This is a genomic window from Streptomyces sp. ITFR-21, from assembly GCF_031844685.1.
Lineage (GTDB): Bacteria > Actinomycetota > Actinomycetes > Streptomycetales > Streptomycetaceae > Actinacidiphila.
In genome coordinates, this window is the sequence record NZ_CP134605.1 from 5,065,238 (window position 1) to 5,090,044 (window position 24,807).

Sequence of the window (24,807 nt, forward strand, 5' to 3'; positions counted from 1 at the left end):
GAACTCCAGGGCCGCAAACCCATCCCGAGGCCCTATAGGGGCGGCCTCTGGCCGCCGCCCCAAAGCCATGACAAGCAGTCACCGCGCATCTACGCTGAGGCAGTCGAGACCGGCCCCCGGAGAGGGGAGATCACCGTGCGCATCCACCACCAGCCCGCTGTACCTGCCGGCCTGTGGGACCAGGACGCGGTCCGCCACGCGCTGCAAACCCGTGATGTCGCCGCCCTGTTCAAGCACTTCCGCAAGTACACCGGAGCCAGCCAGACCACGGTGGGCGCCCTGGTGGGCCTGGCCCAGTCCGACGTCAGCGCCATCGAATGCGGCCTGCGCCAGGTGCAGAGCCTGGAGGTCCTGACCCGTATCGCCGACGGCCTGGGCATACCGCCGGATCTCATGGGCCTGGCTGCTGCCGACAGCAGCACGGCCACACGCCCGCCGATCATCCGCACCGTCCCCGCTCCGCCGCTGACGGCCGCTAGGCTGGCCGAAGCCGATCAGGAGGACGACGTGCGACGACGTGAACTGGTGGCCGGCGCGCTCGGCCTGGGCGCCGGGATGATCGCCGGAGCCATGTCCCCGGCCGCCGCACAGGAAGCCGGCGACAACCCGGCCGCTGCCATGGAACGAGCCCTGTTCACGCCCACGGCCGCAGCACCCGCCGGGCCGCGTGTCCTGGCAACTGCCCTGGCTGGCGCCCGCGACCAGTTCACCGCGGCCCGCTACGCAGCCCTCGGCCGCGCCCTGCCCCCGCTGATCGCGACCGCCGAAGCCACCCGCGACGCCACCACCGGCCGGGCCCGCGAACGCGCCCAGGCCACTGTTGCCCGTGCGTACGTCCTGGCCACCGAACTCGCCGTCAAACAGCACTCCGAAGCCGCCTGGGCCACCGCCGACCGTGCGCTGAACGCCGCCCGCGCCAGCGGCGACCCCCGCACGGTCAGCGAAGCCGCGCGCGTCCTGGCCATCACCATGCGCCGCGCCGGCCGCAGCAGCGACGCCGTCCACTTTCTCACCGGTACCGCCGCAGCCCTCGATCTCGGCCCGGGCTCTCAGCTCAGCGATACCCTCGCCGCGCGGGTCTGCCTGCTCACCACCGCCGCCTACACCGCCGCCACCGGCGGCCAGCGCAGCACCGCCCTGGACCTGCTCGGGGAGGCGGAGGAATCCGCCGACCGCATCACGGTCACCAGGACCGGGCAGCCGGCCGGGCTGTTCACGATTTCCGCCAGCCCCGCCCAGTGCGACCTGTACCGGATCGGCAGCCTCACTGTCCTCGGCACGCCCGACGACGCCGTCCCCTACGCCGCCCGCATCGACCCTGCCCAGCTACCCAACGCCGAACGCGTCGCCCGGTACTACACCGACACCGCACGGATGTGGCACCAGATCGGCGACAACCGCCGCACCTTCAGCGCATTGACCTCCATCGAACGCACCGCACCCGAAGAGGTCCGCCGCCCCGCCCTGCGCGCCCTGACCGCAGACCTCCTGTACGCACCCCAGAGCCTCCCCGGCCTTCGGGAATTCGCCGTCCGCACCGGAGCAGCCGCCTAACCCGGACTCTGTTACATCTAGTAGGCCAGGCGGCTGGTTGTGCCGATGGTGCACTGCCGGTCGTAGTGCGGATCCCTTCCCCGGGCGAGGCCACGGCGGTGATCGCTCGCGATCTCGGGCCCGCGGCCCTCCTCCACGCCCTACAGGCCCGTGAGCGCGGGGTGGGTGGTGCGGCTCCAGGCGCGGCGTTGCTGGCCAGCCGGCACGCGCCGGGGGGGGGACCATGGCATGGGCGGCCGGGGGTGAGGCCGGCCTGCCGATACCGCTCGTCTGCCCCTGGTCGGCCGGTTCGTGCGCGCAGCCCGTGTACCGGCTGGCAGCGAGTGCACAGTGTGCGGCGGTGTGCGGAGGTGTCTGCCCGGCTGGGTGAGAGACGCTCGTTGAGCCGCTCGGGGGGCAGCCGACACTTCCCGGATCGTACGGCGCCCGCCCGGGGGGTGCCGCGGGGCGGGCGCCGTGCAGGTGGCGGGTCAGGCGGGGGTGATGTTCTCCGCCTGGGGGCCCTTCTGGCCCTGGGTGACGTCGAAGTTCACCTTCTGGCCTTCGGTGAGTTCGCGGAAGCCGGAGCTGGCGATGTTGGAGTAGTGGGCGAAGACGTCAGGGCCTCCGCCGTCCTGCTCGATAAAGCCGAAGCCCTTTTCCGAGTTGAACCACTTCACGGTTCCACTGGCCATGTTGCCCTCCAAGGGGGTACGAAGTCGGTTCCCGCACCGTGCGGGAACCGGAGGTGATCGCCCTGGTCCTCAGAGACTGTGAACAGCAAAATCGCCCGTGCATGTGCTCACGGGCGACCGGTACTTCGGAACCATGACAGCTGGTTCTGACGCTACACCGGCAGCCGCACCCTCACCGCAGAATACTGATGGCAGGGCCTCGAATTTTCCCCGGCCGGTGCCGCCCTGGTGCCGCCCCGGTGCCACCCGAGGCCCGCTCATCTGCGGTATGGGTTCGTGCTGGGGAAATCGGCGGCGCGAGCGGGCTCGATGGCAGACAATCCGGGCATGGATCAAGCACAGTCGCTACGCCGCTTCGGAGCCGACTTCGTCGCGGCTCAGCAGGAGCGCTACGGTCGCCGCCCTCCGGAACAGCGGGAACTGACGTACGACATAGCCGTCGAGGACCAGTACGAACCGTGGCGCGTATGGCTGGACGACCAGTTCGCGCTGCTGCCGTCCGGTAAGGCCGATGAGCTGGCCGGGAAGCTCTGGTACGACCAGCACTTCTGGCCCGTGATGCACGAGTTGGTTGCCGGTGCGCAATTGCGGGGCCCGGAGGTTCAGGCGGTCTACGAACAGGAGTGGAACGGGCTCACTCCCGACTGGACCGTTGTTTCCGCTGTTGACGGTCGTCCGCTGGCAGTTGTCGAGGTCCACAGCGAGAGCCCCGACCGCCGGGCGTTCGGGCAGATGCGGTCCTGGCACGATTTGGCGACGCGCATCCGCAAGATCCCCGTGTCGCTGGTGCTTGCTCTCAAGCCGACCGGCGGCCCGATCCTTCCGCCCGATCCGCGTACGGCCAAGCGCATCGCCCAGGATCTACGCCGTCACCTCATGCAGCCGTTGGCGATCGACGAGATCCCGTCGAACGGCTACACCTTCTTGGTCCAGGGCGACCGGAACACCGGCCGATTGATGACCTCGCCGCTCGGCATGGCCACGTACCTTGCTACGCCCAGCTCCATCGCCGGCGTGGTCACCGCGCAGCCTCTCGTAGGACGAGTCGAGGACAAGGTCAGCAAGTACCGGCACCTGACTGCCGAAGGTATCCCTCTCGTCGTCGCGGTGGGGGCCCACCGGTTCACCGGGCTGGAGGTCAAGCATCTGGACCATCTGCTGACCGGGCAGATGACCATGACCGTTCAGTTCAACTTCGGCGATGTGTACTTCGGGGACCCTGTCGAGGTCGACCTCGGCCGTCCGTCACGCTGGTCGATGCCCGAAGAGCTCGCCGGCATCCTGTGGCTGGACAACCAGTTGCCCTTCGGATCGGCGTGGCGACCTAATCCGTATGCTCGCATACCGGTACCGCCCGCGCTGGGCCAGCCATGGGCCGCTGGAGTACACCCGGCGGCAGCATCGCCGAGCCTGTCCGCCAGCGTTTCCGATGGGTAGCCCGGCAGCGCGCGGTGCCGTTCTGCCTATCGGCCTCCGGTCACCAACTGCAAGGTGCAGTCACGCGCCCTGGTGAAGGAGGAAGCGAAGGCGATGGTCAGGGCAATGGCTGCGTCCAGTGGAGATCCGGAACCGGAGCACATCGACTGGGACACGGACCGGGATTACGGCTTCGGCCCCGCCTGAGCCCACGGTCCGCGATGCCGAACCTCGCGCCTACTGCCCCACGCCCTGGGCATCGGTGAGGGTGGGGAAGATGTGCAGGACGGCGTCAACCCCGGCCAGATGGAAGAGCCGGTCCAAGGCGGCCCGAGGTCGGTGACGCGCAGGTCGGTGTGCTGGTGGGCGCGCAGCAGCAGGTTGATGAAGCTGGAGTCGCCGAAGGTGACGCCGCTGACGTCGAGGATCACGCCGGATGCCATCGCGGCGGCTTTCTGCAGCTCGGCGGTCAGGGGGTGCAGGGTGTCGGCGTCCAGGTCTCCCACAGCGGTGATCACCGGTAGGGGCGTGGGAGCGTGGTCGCTTGTCGACATGCCGTTCAGTATGCCGAAGCCCATGTCGCCAGGGGTGCGTGGTGATGCGTATCGGTTAGAGCGGCGGAACCGTGGCCTCGGCCTTGGTGCGGGGGCGGCCGGGCGGCGTTCGGCCGCTTGCTGGACGTCTGAGTTCGGGGAACCGGTCCTCCCATGCCGCCTTGAGGCGGGCGGGAAGCCACAGTGTCGGCCACAAGCACTGGAGCAGGCCGGCGTTGAGGAAGCGGCGGAGGTCGGCCGGGTCGCAGGCTTCGCGGATGACGGTTTCGTACAGCCGGCGCCGGTCCTTGTCGACGCTGAGGTCGTAGTGGGTTTGCTGGGACCAGTCCAGGGCCGTGGGCAGGAGGGCGTGCCCGCTCGCCGGCCCCATCAGGTCACCGAGCGTTTCGGGCAGAACGTAGGGGCGCCGGTCCGCGTAACGCTCCCTGGCTTCCATGGGTTCGAGTATGCCCAGGGCGGCTGGTGTCTGCGCTGGACGCGGGTGCTGCGGACATGAGCAAGGCGCGTACGGTTTCTCGGGGCAGTCGTCTGACCGGCTAGGCGCCGGCCCCGGGGCTCTGCACGTCGAGGCGGAAGTCGCGGTGGAGGTCCGCGGGCCACAGCGGGGTGCGGAGGGCGACTTCGAGGAGGAAGACGGTGCGTACGTCCGTGACGCCGCTGCCGTCCAGGATGCGTCCGATGGTGGGGTGGGTGCTGCCGACCAGTTCGGCGACCGCCCGCGCGCTCAGACCCCGTTCGTCCATCACCTTCAGCAGCTCACGCGCCAGTGCCTGGGCGATGTGGGCACCGGGCGGGGCGTCGTCAGCCAGGCGGGCGTTCGGCCAACTGCCCGAGGCGATGTGGGACGACGGGGGTCCGTCGGGGTTGCGCACGTCCTCGTCGTCCCATCCCGGCGTAATCAGCAGGACTGTCATCGGTCACCTCATTGTCTCGGGATGGAGGCGGTGGCTGACAGCCGCCCCGCTGCTGGTACGTTTATTTACCACTCGGCAGCGAGAGTCGACCGTCCGGGGGGCATGGTCTGTCCGGCCTGTGCCGGTATATGAAGGAGGCGTGGGTGGCGACGATGTTCGCCGGGGTCGACTGGGCCGACCGCTGGATGGACTGCGCGGTCATCCGCCGCGACGGAACCCGGCTCGGTCACCGGCGCATCGTGTACGCCGAGACCGCTGGCGTACCGTCCCGACCGCGATCGGGGATGACCGCAACCTGTTCGCCCAGAACCTCGCCGACCACGGCCTGACCGTGGTCCACGTGGAGGCCACCCTCGCCGCCAGGGCCCGCAGGGCCGGCAGCATCGGCGCCGACACCAAGGCCGACCGCACCGACGCCTACCTCCTGGCCGACATGCTCCGCACCGGCAACTTCGCCCCCAAGCCGCCGAGTTCACCTGCGGCGCGCGCCGTGCAGGTCCTCGCCCGCGCGCAGACCGACGCCACCCGCAGACGGGTCGAAGCCCTCCACCGGCTGCGCGCGGCCCTGGTCACCTTCTACCCGGCTGCCGTCACCGCCTGGCCCAGGGTGGGACTTCGCCACCCCCAGGCCCGCGCTGTCCTGACGGCCGCCCCCTCGCCGGCCGTGGCCGCAACGCTGAGCCGGGCCCAGTTCGCCCAGGCGCTGCGGACCGGAGGCCGCTGGCGCACCGTCGAAGACGAAGCCGAACGACTCCACTTGCATTTCCGCCGCCCCGCCCTGCGCACTCACCCGGCGGTGGAGGAGGCGCGGGCGGCCGAGGTCCGCGGGCTGCTCGCCGATCTCGACCACGCCTGCACCAGCGCCGACGACATGGCCCGGCAGGCCGCGCACGCCTTCTCCTTTCACCCCTCATACAAGATCATCACCTCGTTCCCCGGGATCGGCGACCTCCTGGGGAGCCGGCTGCTCGGCGAGATCGGCGACCACCCGGACCGCTTCGCCGATGCCCGGGCCCTGTGCGCGTACGCCGGCATCGTCCCGGTCACCTGGGCCTCGGGTACCGCGGCCCGGATCTCCATGCGCCGGGCGGTCAACTCTGAGCTGCGCGACGCGTTCTATCAGGCCGCGTTCTGCTCGCTAACCCAGTCGCCCGGTGCCCACGCTTACTATCGGCGCCAGCGTGAGCGCGGGATCCCGCACAACACCGCCTTGCGCAACCTCGGCGCCCGTCTCGCGCGCTGCCTGTTCTACTGCCTGCAGCGCCAAGTGCTCTGGGACGAACGCGACGCCTTCCCCGCCCGCAGGCCGATGGAACCCTCGTAACGGCGAGAGGCGGTCGGCTCGCGCGTTGGCGCCGAGAGGGGAGGCGGCGGCCGGGGTTATTCCGGCCGCCGCCCCCGCCCTCGGCCGGGGGCGGGCCCGCGGGCGGACAGCAGCGGGAGATGCCCATTGCATCCCGGGCCACCGAGCCCCTACGTGGGAATGGCGCCCGAACGCTGTCCGCCCGCCTCCGCGGCAATACCGGTCCGGCTGTGACAGTGCACCGTAGGTGGCCAGAGCTTTCAGGCTACTTGGCCAACCGGCGGGCAGCTCGTGATCGGCCAGGTTGACGTTCATGAGAACGGACTCGTGAACGGAGCCAGGTGGGTCTGGCGGCTGGGACTCTGGACCCGCAATCCTGAGCCTCCGCACCGCGCTGTGCCGTCGCGCTGTTGTCACGCCGCTGCGCGTTCGACCGGCGGCCGGCGCCTCGATTCCCGCTGGCGGATGGCCGGCGGCTGGTAGGCCATGTCGAGCGTGCCCGTGTCCGTGCCGGGCGGCACGATGGCGTCGATCCGGTCCAGGACGTCGTCCGGGAGCGTGACCTCGGCGCCCGCGAGCAGATCGTCCAGGTGTGCCATGGTCCGCGGTCCGAGGAGCGCGGATGTGACGCCGGGGTGAGCGAGCACGAAGCCCATCGCCAGATGGGTCAGCGGCATGCCCGCCTCTTCGGCGAGCGGGATGAGCTGTTCGACGGCGTCGAGCCGCCGGTCGTCCTTGAGGTGTTCGAAGCCGTACTGCGAGCGGTGCGTCGCGGCCTCCTGGCCCTTCCGGTAGCGCCCGGTCAGCAGCCCGCCGCCGAGCGGCGACCAGACCAGGGTGCCCATGCCGAACTCCTGCGCCACCGGGAGCACCTCGCGCTCGATGCCCCGGTTGAGGATCGAGTACACCGGTTGCTCGGTACGCGGCCGGGCCAGGCCGCGCCGTTCGGCGACCCAGTGGGCGCGGACGAGCTCGGAGGCGGGCATGGCCGAGGTGCCGAAGGTGCGGATCTTGCCGGCTCGCTGCAGGTCGGTGAGGGCCCCGAGCGTCTCCTCGATGTCCGTGTCGGGGTCCGGGCGGTGAATCTGGTAGATGTCCACGTAGTCGGTATCGAGGCGGCGCAGCGAGTCCTCCAGCGCGCGCACCAGCCAGTGCCGGGACGCGCCTTGGTGGTTCGGTTCGTCGCTCATCGGGAACCGGGCCTTCGTCGCGAGCACGATGTCGGCCCGGCGCCCCTTCAGCGCACGGCCGACGATCTCCTCCGACTCGCCGTGCGCGTACATGTCGGCCGTGTCGATGAGGTTGATGCCGGCGTCCAGGGCCCGGTGGATGATGCGGACGCAGTCGTCGTGGTCGGGGTTGCCGAGGGCACCGAACATCATGGCGCCGAGAGCGTAGGAGCTGACCTTGATCCCGGTCTTGCCGAGGCCGCGGTAACGCATGTTCTCTCCTGGGGTCCGTTTGCGAGGTACGGCGTCAGTCTGGCGGGGAACCGACGGACGATGAATACTTGTAAGTCCTTATTTTTTGAGCGAGAGTACGGGCATGACCCCCGACCGACTCTCCGAAGCACTCGATCTGGTCGAGGTCCGCGGCGTCCTCACCGGCGGCATCGCGGCCCGCGGCGGATGGTGGGGCCGCGGACCGCTCTCCGACCCGGTCAAGTTCTTCGCGCTCGTCAGTGGTCGGGCTCGCCTCACCACCGACGGGATCGACGAGCCGGTCGACCTCGTGGCGGGTGACGTGGCGATCCTCACCGGCCGCTCCTGGGTCGCGTTCGAGGCCGGCGCGGAACCACGCCAGGAGGTGCAGCCGGAATCCGACTTCTCCACCGGCCGCTTCGCGCGCTCTGACCGCGACGCCGACGACATCGTCATCGGTGGCTGCGTCAGTCTGAACGAGGCCGGAAGCACGCTCCTCCTCGAATCACTGCCGCCACTGGCCCACATCAGGTCGGCCGGTGAGGACGACCGGCTCCTCGCCGCCCTGCTGCGTCTCTTCGACGAGGCGACCGCGCAGCGGCTCGGCTCGGCCTTCGCGATCCGGCAGTACGGTCAGCTCTTCCTGCTGGAGCTGTTGCGGTCCTACGTCGACCAGTCCGTACTGCCGTCCGGCTGGCTGCGGCTGCTCGTCGACGAGCGCCTCCGTCCCGCCCTCGACCTGCTGCACGGCCGTCCCGGGTGCGCCTGGGGGCTCGAGGAGTTGGCGCGGGCCGCCGCGATGTCCCGGACGACCTTCGCCGAGCGGTTTCGGGAGGCGGCCGGTGTGCCACCGCTGACCTACCTGGGACGGTGGCGCATGCTGCTCGCCCAGCGCGCGCTTCGGGACGGTGACACGCGCGTCGCGGCGCTCGCCGAGGAGTTGGGCTATGGCTCGGAGAGCGCGTTCAGCACGGCGTTCAAACGGGTCGTGGGCGAGTCGCCGCTGCGCTACCGGGCCCGCCTGCGACAGGACGCCACCGGCCGCGTTCGGACCGAGACGCTATGACGCGTCGGTTCCGCTCAACTTCCCGCGAGCCCTGGCCGATGCGCGCGTCCGCTTGTCGGCCGCGTAGGTGAGCACCGGCCGGAGCGGGCGCCACGTGATGACGCGAGCCAGATGGCCGGGCAGTGCCCCTGGTAGCCATCCCGCACTTGGCGCTCGCGGTGGCCTCGGCATCCGCCGACCCGGACTGATCGACTGGCCAGGTAGTGCGAAAAGTGTGGCCATCAACCCTGCAAAGTGGCTATCTACCGTGCAAAGTCACACCGGCAGGGGTTCACGCACCTCGCGCGATGGTACGTTTATTTACCGGCGATCGGGATGTCTCCGAAGGACTTCCGCTTCTGGGCCGAGGTCTTCCGGAACCTCGGCTGCTCCCCGCACCAGCGGGGCTGTTCCCTCAACGGACGCTCGCGAACGGGCGATCCATGGCTGCTCCCTGCACGCGCGGGGCTGCACCTACCGGCCGGGCAGGGAGTTGACGGCCGCGTCGCTTCCGGGACTGTTCTCCGGCGTGCCAAGCACGCCGGAGAACGGCGCGCTGCTTAGGCTGACTCGGCCGCCAGGGCGATAGCTCTGCGGAGCGGCTGAGTCTGTGTCGCGGCACCGGCATTTTCCCCGACTACCGGTGCCGGCCTATCGGCCCGCAGCGCGTCTGCTGCGGATTGCGGACGGGTAGGGACCGGTCGGCGGTACTCCGGCTGGCTTCTTCGCCGTTTCTCCAGCTCCGTGGTCTGCCAGACGGGCTGCGACGGTCCACCACGCGGCGGCGAGATTGGCGGAACGGCTGACGGCGTGGCACTGGGCTCGTTGTTCGCCCAGGCCGCCGGCGAGTGGTGTCAGGGTGTGGGGGACCGACTGTTTGAGCAGGTGGGCGTAGTTCCGGCCGCCGAGGAAGATCACGTGCGCGTCGTCGAGGTCGAGGGCGGCGGTCTGCCGGGCCAGCCGCTCCGGGGTGATGACGTCCCGGTCGCCGAGCCGGGTGTCGTACGGGAACAGGGGACGTTCCAGGGGGACCAGGCCGTGTCGCGCTGACAGGATCCGGATCAGGGTCTGGTCGGCCAGTGCGTCGGCGGCGAGCCGCAGGGAGCGATGCCACGGGCCGGTGTAGAGCTGGCCGGCGGGGATGACGTCCCGGTAGCCGAACTTCTCCCAGGACGGCTCGGCCTTTCTCGAGCCGCAGGCGACGATCACGATCCGACGCCGTTGGCAGGGGATGTTGCCGCGCTGGCGTGCATACTCGCGTCCGGCCGGGGTGAGCTAGAGGGCCCGGCCGGTCTGCTCCCAGGTGCCGTGGATGACGCCATGCTCGCAGGGCCGCATGTCGGCGTAGCCGGCAGTGCGGACGGCGGCCAGGGTCCGCCTATTGAAGAAGCCGGGCACGTGGTCGTCGATGCCCGGAGCCAGGTGGTCGGGGCGGCGGGCGGCGGCGAGGACCGCGTCGTGCTGTGGTCCGGGAAGTTTGGGCAGTATGCCGGTTGCGGGAGCCGGGGCGGGCGGGCCGTACTCGCTCTTCCACTGTTCGTACGCCAGCCGGCCGGCGTCCGTCATCTGGTGGGTGTCGCTGTCGGGTTGGCGGCCGGTGATCAGGTGGTCGGCTTGGAGGCGGGCCAGGGCGGCGGGGTGTCCGGTGACGGTGCCGTTGTCGTGGTCGGCGAGGATGCGGGCCCCGGTGACGGTGAGCGGGTGCAGATGATGCCTTTCGTGCGCGGCGCCAGCCTGTCTGTCGGCGGTGCGCGGTCAGCGGGTGGCGCGGACGGGTGTGCTGGTAGTGAGTGCTGGGGGGCCGTTCGGCGGATGCCAGGCGGCGTGGCTGCGATGAGCTGCGCCGCACGCTGACGCGGCGTCGCGCAGGGAGCATGGATCACAAAGTCCCGTCGAGGGGTGGTGCAGGTTGTCTGCCGCAGACGGACGCGCCGTCACTCGAACGTGGGTTGGTTCGGGGGACGAGGCGTTGGCCGTTGGGGGCTTGTGCGTCTGATCGTCGTGATTGTGTGCCGGCGTCTCAGCGTGTTCTGCGAATGGCGTCGGTGGCGGCCTTGGCGATGGCGGCGGGGGCACTGGAGGGCTGGGGTAGGTGGAGCGGGGTGGTTCCCGGCAGGTGGCGGGAGTTGGTGGTGAGGGTGAGCTGGAGTACGGCGCAGCCGGCGGTGGTGAGGCGTTTGATGCGGGTGAGTCGCTGTTGTCGTTCCGAACTTGAGGGCGGCGTTTTCACTGGTCAGGCATGGGTTCGGTGATTTCGTGGGAGTTGTGGCCTGTCGGGTTGTTACTCGCCGGGGAGGCCGGGATGCCGTCGGTTGTCGGACTGCTGGAACAGCACGAGCTCGCTGCTCGTCGTCGCGTTGGCCGGCTGCGGGAGGAGGCCGACCGGATCCAGGCCGAGCTGGCCGCGGCCGAGCTGGAATGGCAGGAGTGGACGGTCGCCCGCAGGCGCGTCGATACGGTGCTGGCACCCGGCAGCGCCGAGACCATCAGCACGAAGACCACCCCGGATCCGCCGGGCGAGCACGTGCCGGCGGTGCCGGCGGATGCGGTGAAGCCGGGATCGCAGGTGCCGGTGTGGCGTGAGGGCCTCGGCTGGTCGGTTCTGTCGGTGGACTACCAGCGCATCGTGCAGCTCCTCGCGGACCGTGTCCGGCTTCATCAAGGGCCGCTGACCTGCCAGGAGATGGCCGCATCGTTCGGTATGGACGCGGTGCCGGCGCGGGTGGAGGGCTTGCGGGCGAAGGCGAAACGCCTGGTCGCCCGTGGCTGGCTGGCCGAGCCCGGCCCGGGCCGGTTCACGCCTGCTGCGGGTGTGTCCGGGCCAGGCGGCGGGTCATGAGCAGGGTCATCGACCAGTAGACCATCGCCTCGGCGGTGGTGGTGCGGCGCTCGTAGTCGCGGGCCAGCCGGCGGGTGCGCATCAGCCAGGCGTTCGTGCGCTCCACAATCCACCGTTTGGGCAGCACCACGAAGCCCTTCTGGTTGTCGCTGCGTTTGACGACCTGCAGGACCAGGGCGAGTACGGCCAGGCAGTGCTCGACGAGGCTTCCGGTGTAGCCGCTGTCGGCCCAGACCAGGGCCAGGCGGTGGTGCGCGTCGGCCACCCGCTGGAGCAGGACCGTCGCGGCGGTGCGATCGCCGATATCCGCGGCGGTGACCATCACGCCAAGCAGCAGGCCGAGCGTGTCGACGACGATGTGCCGCTTTCGGCCGTTGATCAGCTTGCCGCCGTCGAAGCCGCGGCTGTCGGTGCCGACGACGGCATCGGCCTTGACCGACTGTGAGTCGATCACCCCGGCCGTCGGCTCGCTGTCCCGGCCGACACGGGTACGGACCTGCCCGCGCAGCCGGTCGTGGAACTCCCGGGCCAGGCCATGGTCGCGCCAGCGGCGGAAGAACGCGTAGACCCGGTCCCACGGCGGGAAATCAGCCGGCATCGCACGCCACTTGATTCCGTTGTCGACCAGATAGCGGACCGCGTCCAGTATTGCCCGGTGGCAGTACGCCTCCGGCTGCCCGCCCCGCCCGCGCATCCAGCCCGGTACCGGCAGCAGTGGCCGAACAGCAGCCCACTCGGCGTCCGTCATGTCCGACGGATAACACTGCTGACGCGTTCCGTTGTCGGCGGCGTTTCCGAACCGGTGAGCCAGACAGTCACACTCCCGGGCGACCCAACTGGACTGTGCTGCCGTCGAGACGGAACACTGCGGCACCGGGGCCTCCTGATGTTGCTCGGTGATTCGACACCAACGAGCTGTTCAGGAGGCCCCACCTCTATGCGCCCAAGCCTCCGAGACCACCCAATCGGGACTCCCGTTCGACACGCATCTCTCAGGACCGGAACGACAACAGCGACTGAGGCCCGACGAGGAGTTGTTGCGCCGGGCGCTGCGGCTTCGGGCGTTTGTGGTGCCGCGTCCGGAGGACCGGGAGGTACCGGGCGACGAGCGGATGGCGTTGCGCTGGGTGGCTCGGGCGACGCGGCCCGTGGACGATCTTCTGGATCCGGAAGTGATGAGGGGGGTTATCCGGTCGCTGAGCGTCCGAGCGGATGGGTCTGCGGTGCCGGGAAGCACGCAACGGCACTGTAAGAAGGCGCTGGTGAATGCGGTTGGCTACGCGTTCGGCGGGGGAGGCGCCGGTGACGACCTGATTCCCGAGATCCGCTGGCAGGTGCCGACGGACGACGAGGAGGTCGATCCGCGAGTTTTGGTGAATCCGGGCCAGGCTCGCTCTCTGCTGGACGCCCTGTCGTACGTAGGGCTGTACGGGCGGGCTCGGGGGCGGCGGCTGGTTGGGTTCTTCGCGGGGATGTACTACGCCGGTCTGCGGCCCGAGGAAGCTGTGGCCGTGAAGTACCAGGACTGTGTTCTGCCGGCTCACGGCTGGGGCAGGTTCGTGCTGCACGAGACTCGTCCCCAGGCGGGCAAGAGGTACACGGACAGCGGCCGTAACCACGATGAACGCGGTCTGAAGAGCCGGAGGCGCGGAGCGGTTCGTGTGGTGCCACTGCCGCCACAATTGGTGACGATCTGGAGGCAGAGCGTCGACACGTTCGGCACGGCGGCCGACGGAAGAATGTTCTTCACCGAGCGGGGGCGAGTGCTGGGTTCCAGCGGCTATTGCACGACCTTGCGGGACGCGCGCATCTTGGCGCTCCCACCGGATCTGGTGGAATCGCCTCTTGTTGCTCGCGCGTACGACCTGCGGCACTCGGCGCTGTCGACGTGGCTGAACGCTGGAGTGGATCCCACCGAGGTCGCAGAGCGGGCCGGCAACACCGTCGAGACGCTGCTGCGCACCTATGCGAAGTGCCTCTACGGGCGCCAGACGGTCGCAAATGACCGCATCGACAAATTCCTGGGCGACTACGAGTAGCGCGACCCCTCGCCGCGGCTGACGCTGTCGCACTCCGTGACGATGCGGACTCCGTTTCCGCGGCAAGACAGCCGGGATTTCAAGGCGCTCCAGCAGGGTCTACCGGCGGCACGTCTCGCTCGTCTACGCCCTGGGCGTCCCGCCCGGCGGTCTTCCTTCCGCGTCACGAATACGCCACAGGCTGCGGAAAGTGCCCCTCGCTTGGGCGGTCGACGAACCACTCGCGTCTGAAAGTGCCTGGTCAGCGGCCTGGCCGATTGTCCGTGGCGGAAAGTGCAACGGCCTCACTGGCCGTGTGTCTTGGCAAAAATAAAAGCCCGTCAGACTTGCGTTTCCGCAGGTCAACGGGCTTTTCCGGAGTGCCCCCGGCAGGATTCGAACCTGCGCACACGGCTCCGGAGGCCGTTGCTCTATCCCCTGAGCTACGGGGGCTGGACCGGTGTTGCCCCTGGTGGGGGCGACGGGAAGAACACTACCAGCTCGGGAGGGGTGGACGTGTACGGGGATTTCGGGGTGGCGGGGAGGGCGGGGGAGAGGGGCGTGGGGGGTGTTGGGGCAGGTGGGAGCGGGGGGAGTCACTCGGGGCGGGGAAGAAATGGGCAAAACGCGGACGCATCGCGAGGGGCGCGCCTAGGCTTTCTGGTGTGGCGGGCGCGTCCGGCCGGGTGCTTGTTGTCGATGACAACAAGGTGATCCGGCAGCTGATCAGGGTCAACCTCGAGCTGGAGGGCTTCGAGGTCGTGACCGCGGCTGATGGTGCCGAGTGCCTGGAGATCGTGCACAGCGTGCAGCCGGACGTGATCACGCTGGATGTCGTGATGCCGAGGCTGGACGGGGTGCGGACGGCGGCGCGGCTGCGGGCGGATCCGCGCACGCGCGGGGTCGGGATCGTGATGGTCAGCGCGGGGTCGCCGCCGGAGGCGTCCGGCGGGCCCGGGTCGGTGGACGCGTACGTGGGCAAGCCGTTCGAGCCGCAGCATCTGGTGGAGACGGTACGGCGGTTGATCGGACGCGGGTCGTTACCGGCCCAGCCGCCGCCCGAGCAGCCCCGCGGGCAGGCCGCCGCCGCTCCGGGCGGGGCGCCGAGCGGGAGCTGAGCGGAGCTGGACGTCCGAGGGTCACCACCGCGTACGGAGGCTACGGCTACGGGTGTTCGGACGTGCCCGGATGGACGGATGTCCGTGCCGCCGCGGAAGCGGACGCGACTCCCGTGCTGATCCGACGCCGGCCGCGCGCCGCCGAGCCGTCTGTCAGGAGGGGCTACGGGCGGTGTCCGTCGGGGCGGCGGGCCGGGCACGTCGGGCCGTGTCAGGTTGTGGGTGGGGGTGCCCGCGGGAGTCGCGGCGCCGGGCCGGCCGCTTCGGGTCAGGGCAGGTCGTGGGCGGGTGCCGGCAGGGGGCGCGGTGCCGGGCCGATCGCGCCGCGCCGGTGCAGTCGGGGCGGGTCCGGGTTTCCCGCCGGGGTGTCCGGCCGTACGGATGCGGTTGCCGGCCGGCCGAGCCCCGGTGCGGCGGTCGGTGGGAGGCAAAACCCGCTCGCCACGGCTGGGCGGGGCTCGCCTAGGCTTCTCGTTGTGACTCCCGCCGAGCTGTCCCGCGCCGTCCTCAGTACGGTGCGCCGTGCTGTCGCGGCGGAGGAGCTGCTGGTGGCGGTGCCGGAGAAGGTGGTGGTGCGGCGGCCACCGCGTCCCGGGTGCGGGGACTACGCGACGAACGTGGCCCTTCAGCTGGCCGGGCCGGCCGGGCGGACGCCGCAGGCGGTGGCGGAGATCCTGGCGCGGCGGCTGGCGCGGGAGCCCGGCATCGCGCAGGTGGAGATCGCCGGCCGGGGGTTCTTGAACATCACGCTGAGCGCGCGCGCCTATGGCGACGTCGTACGGCAGGTGCGGGCTCAGGGGGCGCAGTACGGGCACGGGGACGGCCTGGCCGACGAGGCCGTCGCGATGACCGCGGAATGGGGTGCGCTCCGCGGCCGGGTCGTCGCGGAGGCGGTCAACCGGCTGCTCCGGGCGACCGGCGTACGGCAGCTGGACGGCGGACCGCCGACTGCGGCGGGCGGCGGGCTCCGGCAGGAGCCGGTCGAGGTCGCGGAGCCCGCGGGGGCCGTGGCGGACGTGGGGGCGGACGCCCTGCGGTGGGGGCTGCTGCGGCCGCCGGGGGAGGACGTGCCGCGGGTCGGGGTCGAGCTGTTGGAGCAGCGGGAGAGCAATCCGCTGTTCCGGATCCGGTACGCCCACGCGCGGACGCGGGCGCTGGCGCGGAACGCGGCGGAACTGGGGGTCGACGTCGAGGCGGCGGAGGACCCACGGACGGCGCCGTACCACCACCCGGCCGAAACCGAGCTGCTCGGGCTGATCGCGGACTATCCGCGGGTGGTCGAGACCGCGGCCCGGCGGCGGGCGCCCGACCGGGTGGCACGGCATATGGAGCGGCTGGCGGACGCGTTCCTCAGGTTTCACGACGAGTGCCCGCCGCTGCCCAAAGGGGACGAGAAACCCTCGGCCGCCCACGGCGCGCGGATCCGGCTCGCCGAGGCGACGGGCATCGTGCTCGCGGGGGGGCTGTGCCTGCTCGGTATCAGCGCCCCCGAGTACGTGTGAGGCGGGCATGACGCCCGCCGCACCCCCGCACCCGCCGCCGCCCCTCCCGCCGACCCCGAACCTCGACCAGTGCCCCCGCCCCCGCTCGGACCGGGCGACCGGCACCACCGCACCCCGGCCCACGCCCCGCCCCCGCCCTGACCCACCGCCGCCCGCGCCGCCACCTCCCGCCGGGAGCCCGGAGCCTGAGACCGTAGCCCCGACCGCCCCTCCCGCCGACCCCGAACCCGTGCCGACCCCACCCCGAACCCGTGCCGAACCCGTGCCGACGCCGTGACCGGGCCCGTAGCCGACCCGGCGCCGGCCCCGTGACCGGCCCCGAACCCCTCCCCATGCCACCACCACCCCACCCCCGACCACAAGAAAGCCCCACCCGTGAGCCGCTCCGCACACCCCGCAGGCCCCCGCCACGCCGACGTGCTGCCCGAAGGGCACTACTCCGCGCCGCCGGCCGACCTCAACCACCTCCACCCCCGCGTCTGGTCCCGCACCGTCACCCGTAACGCTGACGGCGCCGCCGAGATCGCCGGCCTCGACGTACGCGACCTCGCCGAGGAGTTCGGCACGCCGGCGTACTTCCTCGACGAGGCCGACTTCCGGGCCCGCTGCCGTGCCTGGCGGGCCGCCTTCGGGCAGGGCGCCGACGTCTTCTACGCCGGCAAGGCGTTCCTGTCCCGGGCCGTCGTGAAGTGGCTGTACGAGGAGGGGCTCAACCTCGACGTCTGCTCCGGCACCGAGCTGGCCGTGGCGCTCGACGGCGGGATGCCGGCCGACCGCATCGCCCTGCACGGCAACAACAAGAGCACGGCGGAGATCCGCCGGGCGATCGAGGCGGGCGTCGGCCGGATCGTGCTGGACTCCTTCCAGGAGATCGTCCGGGTGGCGGCGGAGGCCGGACGGCAGGGCAAGCGGCAGCGGGTGCAGATCCGGGTGACCGTCGGCGTCGAGGCGCACACCCACGAGTTCATCGCGACCGCGCACGAGGACCAGAAGTTCGGCATCGGTCTCGCCGACGGCCAGGCCGCCGAGGCGGTCCGCCGGGTGCTGAACCTGGACAGCCTCGAACTCGTCGGCATCCACAGCCACATCGGCTCGCAGATCTTCGACATGGCGGGTTTCGAGGTGGCCGCGCGCCGCGTCGTGTCGCTGCTGGCCGAGGTACGGGACGAGCACGGCGTGGAGCTGCCGGAGATCGACCTCGGCGGCGGCCTCGGCATCGCGTACACGCCGGACGACGACCCGCGCGAGCCGCACGAGATCGCCAAGGCGCTCGGCGAGATCGTCGCCCGGGAGTGCGACGCGGCCCGCCTCGCGCCGCCGCGGCTGTCCGTCGAGCCGGGCCGGGCGATCGTCGGCCCGACGGCGTTCACCCTCTACGAGGTCGGCACGGTGAAGCCGCTGGAGGGCCTGCGGACGTACGTGAGCGTGGACGGCGGCATGTCGGACAACATCCGCACCGCGCTCTACGACGCGGAGTACAGCGTGGCGCTGGTCTCCCGTACGAGCGACGCGGCGCCGATGCTCAGCCGGGTGGTCGGCAAGCACTGCGAGAGCGGCGACATCGTGGTGAAGGACGCCTTCCTGCCCGCTGACGTGGCCCCGGGCGACCTCCTCGCGGTGCCGGCCACGGGTGCGTACTGCCGGGCCATGGCGAGCAACTACAACCACGCGCTGCGGCCCCCGGTCGTGGCGGTCGCCGACGGACGGGCCCGGGTGATCGTGCGCCGGGAGACGGAGGAGGACCTGTTGGGGCTGGACGTCGGCTGACACCCGGAGCCGGTACGCCCCCGGGCCCCGCCCCCGGGCCCCGCTCCCGGGGCCCCGCTCCCGGGCCCCCGGACCGCCGCCGCGGGTACGCCCGCCCCGCCCCCCGACCCCCGCCGCCGGCAGGCCGGGCCCCGGATCCCCGCTGCGGGGCCCCGGGGCACCCGGACCGTCCCGCGGCCGCGCCCCTGCCCCCGGGCGGACCGGCGCGGGGCACCCGGACCGCCCGGACCCCGCCCACCGCCCGGCGGAGAATTCGCCGTCCCGAGCCCCGGCCGACCCCGAAAAAACGCGGGATCGTCGACCGGAGGCGAAAAAATCACGCCCGCCCGGCCGGTCTCGCGATCCGGACAGTGCGTGGCTTCTCCCGTCCGGTGCGTGAGACTGGTTCGGCACAGGTCCGGCAGGTGCCCCCCCGCGTTCCGCACCCGCAGCCTGCATGAGAAACCGCAAGAGAGACGAGGTCGGATGATGCGTACGCGTCCGCTGAAGGTGGCGCTGCTGGGCTGCGGTGTGGTCGGCTCCGAGGTCACGCGCATCATCACCACGCACGCCGACGACCTCGCCGCGCGGATCGGCGCACCGATCGAGTTGGCCGGGATCGCGGTACGCCGCCCCAACCGGGTCCGCGCGGGCGTCCCCGCCGAGCTGCTCACCACCGACGCCACCGCGCTGGTCAAGCGCGGCGACCTGGACGTCGTCGTCGAGGTCGTCGGCGGCATCGAGCCGGTCCGCACGCTCATCACCACCGCCTTCGAGCACGGTGCCTCGGTGGTCTCCGCCAACAAGGCGCTGCTCGCCGCCGACGGCGCCGGGCTGCACGCCAAGGCCGCCGAGCACAAGGTGGACCTCTACTACGAGGCCGCCGTCGCGGGCGCGATCCCGCTGATCAGGCCGCTGCGCGAGTCGCTGGCCGGCGACAAGGTGAACCGGGTGCTGGGCATCGTCAACGGCACCACCAACTTCATCCTCGACAAGATGGACTCCACCGGCGCCGGCTACAGCGAGGCACTGGACGAGGCGACCGCGCTCGGTTACGCCGAGGCCGACCCGACCGCCGACGTGGAGGGCTTCGACGCCGCCGCGAAGGCGGCGATCCTGGCCGGCATCGCCTTCCACACCCGGGTGACCATCGACGACGTGTACCGCGAGGGCCTCACCGAGGTCACCGCCGCCGACATCGCCTCCGCCCGCCAGATGGGCTGTACGGTGAAGCTGCTGGCCGTCTGCGAGCGCGCGCCCGACGGCCGGTCGGTGACGGCCCGGGTGCACCCCGCGATGATCCCGCTCAGCCACCCGCTCGCATCGGTCCGCGAGGCGTACAACGCCGTCGTCGTCGAGGCGGAGGCGGCCGGCCGGCTGATGTTCTACGGTCCCGGCGCGGGCGGCGCACCCACCGCCTCCGCCGTTCTCGGCGACCTGGTGGCCGCCTGCCGCAACAAACTGGCGGCCACCACCGGGGCCGGCGAGTCCGCGTACACGCGGCTGCCGGTCAGCCCCATGGGGGATGTGGTCACCCGCTACCACATCAGCCTCGATGTGGCGGACAAACCGGGCGTCCTGGCTCAGGTCGCGACGGTGTTCGCCGAGCACGATGTGTCGATCGACACGGTGCGCCAGCAGGGCAGGGACGGCGAGGCGTCCCTCGTCGTCGTCACCCACCGCGCACTGGACGCCGCGCTCTCCGCGACCGTGTCCAGCCTGCGGAAACTCGACACCGTACGCGGCGTCGCCAGCATCATGCGCGTTGAAGGGGAGTAGGACCGCTATGAACGCAACCATCGATCAGCCCCGAATGTCCGGCACCCACCAGTGGCGCGGCATCATCGAGGAGTACCGCGGCCGGCTGCCGGTCGGCGCGGACACCCCGGTGGTCACGCTGCTGGAGGGTGGCACCCCGCTGGTTCCGGCGCAGCTGCTGTCGGAGCGGACCGGCTGCGATGTCTACCTGAAGGTCGAGGGGGCCAACCCGACCGGGTCCTTCAAGGACCGCGGGATGACCATGGCCATCTCCAAGGCCAAGCAGGACGGCGCCCAGGCCGTCATCTGCGCCTCCACCGGCAACACCTCCGCGTCGGCCGCGGCCTACGCGGTACGGGCCGGCATGGTGTGCGCGGTGCTGGTGCCGCAGGGCAAGATCGCCCTCGGCAAGATGGGGCAGGCGCTGGTGCACGGCAGCCGCATCCTCCAGGTCGACGGCAACTTCGACGACTGCCTGCAACTGGCCCGCGGCCTGAGCGAGAAATACCCGGTGGCGCTGGTCAACTCGGTCAACCCGGTGCGGATCGAGGGACAGAAGACGGCCGCCTTCGAGATCGTCGACGCGCTCGGCGACGCCCCCGACATCCACGTCCTGCCGGTGGGCAACGCGGGGAACATCACCGCGTACTGGCGTGGCTACCGCGAGTACGCGGCCGACGGGATGGCCACCCAAACACCGCGGATGTGGGGCTTCCAGGCGTCCGGCTCCGCGCCGATCGTCAACGGGGCGCCGGTACCGCAGCCGCAGACCATCGCCACCGCGATCCGGATCGGCAACCCGGCGTCCTGGGAGTACGCGGTCGCCGCCCGCGACGAGTCCGGCGGCCTCATCGAGGCGGTGACGGACCGCCAGATCCTGTCCGCGTACCGCCTGCTGGCGGCCAAGGAGGGCGTCTTCGTCGAGCCCGCCTCCGCCGCGTCCGTGGCCGGCCTGCTGAAGGCGGCGGACGAGGGCGAGGTGGACCCGGGCCAGCGGATCGTCTGCACGGTCACCGGCAACGGCCTCAAGGACCCCGACTGGGCCGTCGCCGGCGCGCCGCAGCCCGTCACCGTCCCCGTCGACGCGGACGCCGCCGCCACCCACCTCGGCCTCGCCTGAGGCTTTCCGCTCCGACCGCCGGACGGACTCCCCCCGCCGGGAGCCCGTCCGGCGGCCCCGCGCTCCGGCCCGCCCGTACCGACGGCCGCACCGCCCGCCCGTACCGGGCCCGTACGACCTGTACCGGGCGCGCCCGGAGACGGCGGCCGAGGGGCGCGAAGGGGTCCTCGGCGCCGGGGCGCACACTGGCGGGGCGACACGCATCGAGCGCGGTGCGTGCGCCCTGTGTCGCAGAAGAACCTTCCTTCGATAGGCTGACCTCAGCGGCACCGCAGTGTGCCCCGAATCCCGGCGGATGCTCCGCGCATCGCCACCCCCGCCCAGCCGCCCGGCAATGGCGCCGTGCCCGGAGGGCGTACCGCACAAGGAGATTCGTCGAACGATGGCCGGTCCCGCGTTCCGCGCCGCCGCAGTACGAGTGCGCGTCCCCGCGACCAGCGCCAACCTGGGCCCCGGTTTCGACGCCTTCGGCCTGGCCTTGGGGCTGTACGACGACGTGGTGGTCCGCGTCGCCGACGCCGGTCTGCACGTCGACATCGCAGGGGAGGGCGCCGACACGCTGCCCCGGGACGAGAAGCATTTGGTCGTACGGTCGCTGCGGACCACGTTCGACCTGCTGGGGGGCCAGCCGCGCGGCCTCGAAGTGGTGTGCGCCAACCGCGTCCCGCACGGGCGCGGCCTCGGCTCGTCGTCGGCCGCCATCTGCGCGGGAATCATCGCCGCCCGCGCGGTGACGATAGGCGGGCCGGGTGTGCTCGACGACACCGCGCTGCTGGAACTGGCCACCGAGATCGAGGGCCACCCCGACAACGTGGCGGCCTGCCTGCTCGGCGGTTTCACGCTGGCCTGGACCGATGGCGGCGCCGCGCGGGCGATCCGGATGGACCCGGTGGCGTCGCTGGTGCCGGTCGTCTTCGTGCCGGCCACGCCGCTGCTCACCGAGACCGCCCGCGGGCTGCTGCCGCGTACCGTCCCGCATGTGGACGCCGCGGTCAACGCGGGCCGGGCCGCGCTGCTGGTGGAGGCGCTCACCAGGCGCCCCGACCTGCTGCTGCCCGCCACCGAGGACCGCCTGCACCAGGACTACCGGGGGCCCGCCATGCCGGAGAGTCTGGCGCTGGTCAGCCGGCTGCGCGCGGAAGGCGTCCCCGCCGTCGTGTCCGGCGCGGGGCCGACCGTGCTGGCGCTGTCCGACGAGGGCGCCGCCGACAAGGTCTCCCGGTTCGCGGCCGAGGGCTGGGCGGCGAACCGCCTGGCGCTCGACCTCACCGGGGCCAGTGTGCTGCCGCTCGCAGGGGGGCAGTGAACACGATTGCCGGGCGTAGAGAGGGGGAATATCCGTTGGATCCGGTAGTGTTAATCTCAAGCCAGCATTCGCCGCCCAATGGGTGCGATGCGCTGTGTCGCCGTCCCGGAAAACGCCATGGGACGACCCTTCTTCCGGGAGCCTCCCACACCGCACAGGCAGCCTGACCGGGGAATTCGGACACCCCGCCCGCGCAGTGTCGAGCACGCTCCGGAGTCGGTACGAGATCTCCCGCAGTTCTCTCCGTACCGAAGCACGTATGTTTTTCTGCCGCCATCAGGCGGACCACCGCCCCGGCTCTGAGCAGCGGATACGCCCAGATCCGGACAGCACGACCGGTCGCCGAGCCAGACAGGCCGACGTCCGCTCCAGGGAAGGACCCTTCGTGAGCGACACCACCGATCTGATGGGCGTGCGCGCAGACAACACTGTCGCCGCGTCCGATGCCGCCGCGCCTGCTACCGGTGCTGCCACGGCCAGTGCCTCACGGCGACGCCGGTCCGGTACCGGTCTGGACGCAATGGTCCTGGCCGAACTGCAGCAGCTCGCCTCGGGCCTCGGTATCAAGGGCACCGCGCGGATGCGCAAGAGCCAGCTGATCGAGACCATCAAGGAGCGGCAGGCCGGCGGCGGCACCACCGCCCCGCAGGCCGCCCCGGCCGAGGCAGCCGTCGCCGAGAAGCCGAAGCGCCGGGCCACCTCGCGGACCCGTATCGAGCAGGCCGAGGCCGAGCCCGCCGCGGCGCCGGCCGCGCCGCCCGAGCCGCAGCAGATCGAGATCCCGGGCCAGCCGGCCGGCGAGCAGGCCAAGGCCGCCGCCGCCAACGGGGCCAGGACCGAGCGCGCCGACCGCGCCGAGGCGGCGGTGGACACCGCCGAGGGCCGCGACGCCAGGAGCGGGGACGCCAGGCAGCAGGCCGCGGGCGACGACCGCCAGGACCGCCAGCGCGGCCAGCGCGGCGACCGCAGGGAGCGGCAGCGCGACCGCCAGCGCAACCGCGGCGAGGACGGCGCCGACGGCGGCAGCCGGCAGAACCGGGACAGCCGCGGCGACCGTGACCGCGACCGGCAGCAGCAGGGCGGCCAGGGCCAGGGCCAGAACCAGGGCGGCCAGGGTCAGGGCGGCCAGAGCCAGCAGCAGGCCGGCCAGGGCGGTCAGGGCGGCGCCCCGCAGGACGACGACGAGTTCGGCGACGGCCGCGGCCGTCGCAGGGGCCGCTACCGCGACCGCCGGGGACGCGGCAACCGCCGCGAGGAGTTCGGTGGCGGCGGTGAGCCGCAGGTCGCCGACGACGACGTGCTGATCCCGGTGGCCGGCATCCTCGACATCCTCGACAACTACGCCTTCATCCGGACCTCCGGCTACCTGCCGGGCCCGAACGACGTGTACGTCTCGCTGGCCCAGGTGCGCAAGAACGGTCTGCGCAAGGGCGACCACGTCACCGGCGCCGTACGGCAGCCCAAGGACGGCGAGCGCCGCGAGAAGTTCAACGCGCTGGTCCGGCTGGACTCGGCCAACGGCATGGGCGCCGACTCGGGCCGCGGCCGTCCGGAGTTCAACAAGCTCACCCCGCTGTACCCGCAGGACCGGCTCCGGCTGGAGACCGACCCGGGCGTGCTGACCACCCGGATCATCGACCTGGTGTCGCCGATCGGCAAGGGCCAGCGCGGGCTGATCGTGGCGCCGCCGAAGACCGGCAAGACCATGATCATGCAGGCGATCGCCAACGCGATCACCACCAACAACCCCGAGTGCCACCTGATGGTCGTGCTGGTCGACGAGCGTCCGGAGGAGGTCACCGACATGCAGCGCTCGGTGAAGGGCGAGGTCATCTCCTCGACCTTCGACCGGCCCGCCGAGGACCACACCACCGTCGCCGAGCTGGCCATCGAGCGTGCCAAGCGGCTGGTGGAGCTGGGGCACGACGTGGTGGTGCTGCTGGACTCCATCACCCGGCTGGGCCGCGCCTACAACCTGGCGGCGCCCGCCTCCGGCCGGATCCTGTCCGGCGGTGTCGACTCGACCGCGCTCTACCCGCCGAAGCGGTTCTTCGGCGCGGCGCGCAACATCGAGGACGGCGGCTCGCTGACCATCCTGGCCACCGCGCTGGTCGAGACCGGCTCGCGGATGGACGAGGTGATCTTCGAGGAGTTCAAGGGCACCGGCAACATGGAGCTCAAGCTCGACCGCAAGCTCGCCGACAAGCGGATCTTCCCGGCGGTCGACGTCGACCCGTCCGGTACCCGCAAGGAGGAGATCCTGCTGGACCGCGACGAGCTGGGCATCGTCTGGAAGCTGCGCCGGGTGCTGCACGCGCTGGACTCGCAGCAGGCGATCGAGCTGCTGCTGGACAAGATGAAGCAGACCAAGTCCAACGCCGAGTTCCTGATGCAGATCGCCAAGACGACGCCGGGTCAGAACAACGACTGAGTCCGGTTCCGGTCCGGGCGGGCGTTTTTGACCCGCCGGCCGGTCGGCTAAACGGTCAACTCAGGCTGTTTGCTTGAATTTTACCCAC

Annotated in this window: 23 protein-coding genes, 1 tRNA gene and 1 pseudogene; 15 read left to right on the forward strand and 10 right to left on the reverse strand. The window is 71.5% G+C overall.

Features of this window, described 5'->3' with window-relative positions; translation table 11 throughout:
- The first annotated feature begins 135 nt into the window (after positions 1 to 135).
- Entirely contained in the window at positions 136 to 1,554 is a 1,419-nt protein-coding gene (locus tag RLT57_RS22765; RefSeq protein ID WP_311299135.1) for a helix-turn-helix domain-containing protein, read from the forward strand.
- A gap of 470 nt (positions 1,555 to 2,024) precedes the next feature.
- Here RLT57_RS22765 and RLT57_RS22770 read toward each other — a convergent pair whose 3' ends face one another.
- Entirely contained in the window at positions 2,025 to 2,228 is a 204-nt protein-coding gene (locus RLT57_RS22770) for a cold-shock protein (protein WP_311299136.1), read from the reverse strand.
- A 327-nt stretch (positions 2,229 to 2,555) separates the two neighbouring features.
- Here RLT57_RS22770 and RLT57_RS22775 point away from each other — a divergent pair, with 327 nt between their 5' ends.
- A complete protein-coding gene (locus tag RLT57_RS22775) occupies positions 2,556 to 3,665 on the forward strand; it encodes a hypothetical protein (RefSeq protein ID WP_311299137.1) in 1,110 nt (369 codons plus the stop codon).
- Between the two features lie 54 nt (positions 3,666 to 3,719).
- On the forward strand, positions 3,720 to 3,851 hold the full coding sequence (locus RLT57_RS22780) for a hypothetical protein (protein ID WP_311299138.1): 132 nt from the start codon (positions 3,720 to 3,722) through the stop codon (positions 3,849 to 3,851).
- Here the strand turns inward: RLT57_RS22780 and RLT57_RS22785 are convergent.
- The 3 genes from RLT57_RS22785 to RLT57_RS22795 form a co-directional block, all read right to left on the reverse strand.
- Positions 3,830 to 4,198: an STAS domain-containing protein gene (locus RLT57_RS22785; protein WP_311299139.1), complete on the reverse strand. Its 369-nt coding sequence runs from the start codon at positions 4,196 to 4,198 to the stop codon at positions 3,830 to 3,832. The genes RLT57_RS22780 and RLT57_RS22785 overlap by 22 nt on opposite strands.
- 55 nt (positions 4,199 to 4,253) lie before the next feature.
- On the reverse strand, positions 4,254 to 4,634 hold the full coding sequence (locus tag RLT57_RS22790) for a hypothetical protein (RefSeq protein WP_311299140.1): 381 nt from the start codon (positions 4,632 to 4,634) through the stop codon (positions 4,254 to 4,256).
- 100 nt (positions 4,635 to 4,734) lie between these two features.
- Positions 4,735 to 5,112: a helix-turn-helix domain-containing protein gene (locus RLT57_RS22795; protein WP_311299141.1), complete on the reverse strand. Its 378-nt coding sequence runs from the start codon at positions 5,110 to 5,112 to the stop codon at positions 4,735 to 4,737.
- Between the two features lie 143 nt (positions 5,113 to 5,255).
- Here RLT57_RS22795 and RLT57_RS22800 point away from each other — a divergent pair, with 143 nt between their 5' ends.
- Both RLT57_RS22800 and RLT57_RS22805 read left to right on the forward strand, forming a co-directional pair.
- Positions 5,256 to 5,441: a hypothetical protein gene (locus tag RLT57_RS22800; protein WP_311299142.1), complete on the forward strand. Its 186-nt coding sequence runs from the start codon at positions 5,256 to 5,258 to the stop codon at positions 5,439 to 5,441.
- Positions 5,442 to 5,452: 11 nt separating this feature from the next.
- The gene (locus tag RLT57_RS22805) at positions 5,453 to 6,436 is read left to right on the forward strand and encodes a transposase (RefSeq protein ID WP_311299143.1); all 984 of its coding nucleotides are present in this window, start codon (positions 5,453 to 5,455) and stop codon (positions 6,434 to 6,436) included.
- A gap of 392 nt (positions 6,437 to 6,828) precedes the next feature.
- On the opposite strand, the gene RLT57_RS22810 is transcribed toward RLT57_RS22805, so the two are convergent.
- The gene (locus RLT57_RS22810; protein ID WP_311299144.1) at positions 6,829 to 7,857 is read right to left on the reverse strand and encodes an aldo/keto reductase; all 1,029 of its coding nucleotides are present in this window, start codon (positions 7,855 to 7,857) and stop codon (positions 6,829 to 6,831) included.
- Between the two features lie 103 nt (positions 7,858 to 7,960).
- On the opposite strand from RLT57_RS22810, the gene RLT57_RS22815 reads away from it, so the two are divergent.
- A complete protein-coding gene (locus RLT57_RS22815) occupies positions 7,961 to 8,902 on the forward strand; it encodes a helix-turn-helix transcriptional regulator (protein ID WP_311299145.1) in 942 nt (313 codons plus the stop codon).
- 630 nt (positions 8,903 to 9,532) lie between these two features.
- On the opposite strand, the gene RLT57_RS22820 is transcribed toward RLT57_RS22815, so the two are convergent.
- The 3 genes and pseudogenes from RLT57_RS22820 to RLT57_RS22830 form a co-directional block, all read right to left on the reverse strand.
- Positions 9,533 to 10,090 (reverse strand): DUF6884 domain-containing protein, encoded by a 558-nt coding sequence (locus RLT57_RS22820; RefSeq protein WP_311299146.1) that lies wholly within the window; start codon positions 10,088 to 10,090, stop codon positions 9,533 to 9,535.
- Between the two features lie 66 nt (positions 10,091 to 10,156).
- Positions 10,157 to 10,447, reverse strand: coding sequence for a hypothetical protein (locus RLT57_RS22825; protein ID WP_311299147.1), 291 nt, complete (start codon positions 10,445 to 10,447; stop codon positions 10,157 to 10,159).
- 454 nt (positions 10,448 to 10,901) lie between these two features.
- Positions 10,902 to 11,087 (reverse strand): annotated as a pseudogene (locus RLT57_RS22830) (hypothetical protein); the annotation flags it as partial.
- Positions 11,088 to 11,183: 96 nt separating this feature from the next.
- On the opposite strand from RLT57_RS22830, the gene RLT57_RS22835 reads away from it, so the two are divergent.
- The gene (locus RLT57_RS22835; protein ID WP_311295897.1) at positions 11,184 to 11,720 is read left to right on the forward strand and encodes a hypothetical protein; all 537 of its coding nucleotides are present in this window, start codon (positions 11,184 to 11,186) and stop codon (positions 11,718 to 11,720) included.
- Here RLT57_RS22835 and RLT57_RS22840 read toward each other — a convergent pair.
- Positions 11,677 to 12,468 carry an IS5 family transposase gene (locus RLT57_RS22840; RefSeq protein ID WP_311295896.1) on the reverse strand — a complete coding sequence of 264 codons (792 nt, stop codon included), beginning with the start codon at positions 12,466 to 12,468 and terminating at the stop codon, positions 11,677 to 11,679. The genes RLT57_RS22835 and RLT57_RS22840 overlap by 44 nt on opposite strands.
- Positions 12,469 to 12,757: 289 nt before the next feature.
- Here RLT57_RS22840 and RLT57_RS22845 point away from each other — a divergent pair, with 289 nt between their 5' ends.
- Positions 12,758 to 13,759, forward strand: a complete 1,002-nt coding sequence (locus RLT57_RS22845; RefSeq protein ID WP_311299148.1) for a site-specific integrase — start codon at positions 12,758 to 12,760, stop codon at positions 13,757 to 13,759.
- 360 nt (positions 13,760 to 14,119) lie between these two features.
- On the opposite strand, the gene RLT57_RS22850 is transcribed toward RLT57_RS22845, so the two are convergent.
- A tRNA-Arg gene (locus RLT57_RS22850) sits at positions 14,120 to 14,191 on the reverse strand.
- A gap of 212 nt (positions 14,192 to 14,403) precedes the next feature.
- On the opposite strand from RLT57_RS22850, the gene RLT57_RS22855 reads away from it, so the two are divergent.
- The 7 genes from RLT57_RS22855 (at position 14,404) to rho (ending at position 24,719) form a co-directional block, all read left to right on the forward strand.
- Positions 14,404 to 14,856 carry a response regulator gene (locus tag RLT57_RS22855; protein ID WP_311299149.1) on the forward strand — a complete coding sequence of 151 codons (453 nt, stop codon included), beginning with the start codon at positions 14,404 to 14,406 and terminating at the stop codon, positions 14,854 to 14,856.
- A 476-nt stretch (positions 14,857 to 15,332) separates the two neighbouring features.
- Positions 15,333 to 16,358 carry an ArgS-related anticodon-binding protein NrtL gene (gene nrtL, locus RLT57_RS22860; RefSeq protein WP_311299150.1) on the forward strand — a complete coding sequence of 342 codons (1,026 nt, stop codon included), beginning with the start codon at positions 15,333 to 15,335 and terminating at the stop codon, positions 16,356 to 16,358.
- A 375-nt stretch (positions 16,359 to 16,733) separates the two neighbouring features.
- Complete coding sequence (gene lysA, locus RLT57_RS22865; RefSeq protein WP_311299151.1) at positions 16,734 to 18,125, forward strand: diaminopimelate decarboxylase; 1,392 nt, start codon at positions 16,734 to 16,736, stop codon at positions 18,123 to 18,125.
- Positions 18,126 to 18,590: 465 nt separating this feature from the next.
- Complete coding sequence (locus tag RLT57_RS22870) at positions 18,591 to 19,883, forward strand: homoserine dehydrogenase (protein WP_311299152.1); 1,293 nt, start codon at positions 18,591 to 18,593, stop codon at positions 19,881 to 19,883.
- Positions 19,884 to 19,890: 7 nt separating this feature from the next.
- Positions 19,891 to 20,982 (forward strand): threonine synthase, encoded by a 1,092-nt coding sequence (gene thrC / locus RLT57_RS22875; protein WP_311299153.1) that lies wholly within the window; start codon positions 19,891 to 19,893, stop codon positions 20,980 to 20,982.
- Between the two features lie 382 nt (positions 20,983 to 21,364).
- On the forward strand, positions 21,365 to 22,288 hold the full coding sequence (thrB, locus tag RLT57_RS22880; protein WP_311299154.1) for a homoserine kinase: 924 nt from the start codon (positions 21,365 to 21,367) through the stop codon (positions 22,286 to 22,288).
- 385 nt (positions 22,289 to 22,673) lie between these two features.
- The gene (rho, locus tag RLT57_RS22885; protein ID WP_311299155.1) at positions 22,674 to 24,719 is read left to right on the forward strand and encodes a transcription termination factor Rho; all 2,046 of its coding nucleotides are present in this window, start codon (positions 22,674 to 22,676) and stop codon (positions 24,717 to 24,719) included.
- The last annotated feature ends 88 nt before the right edge of the window (positions 24,720 to 24,807 follow it).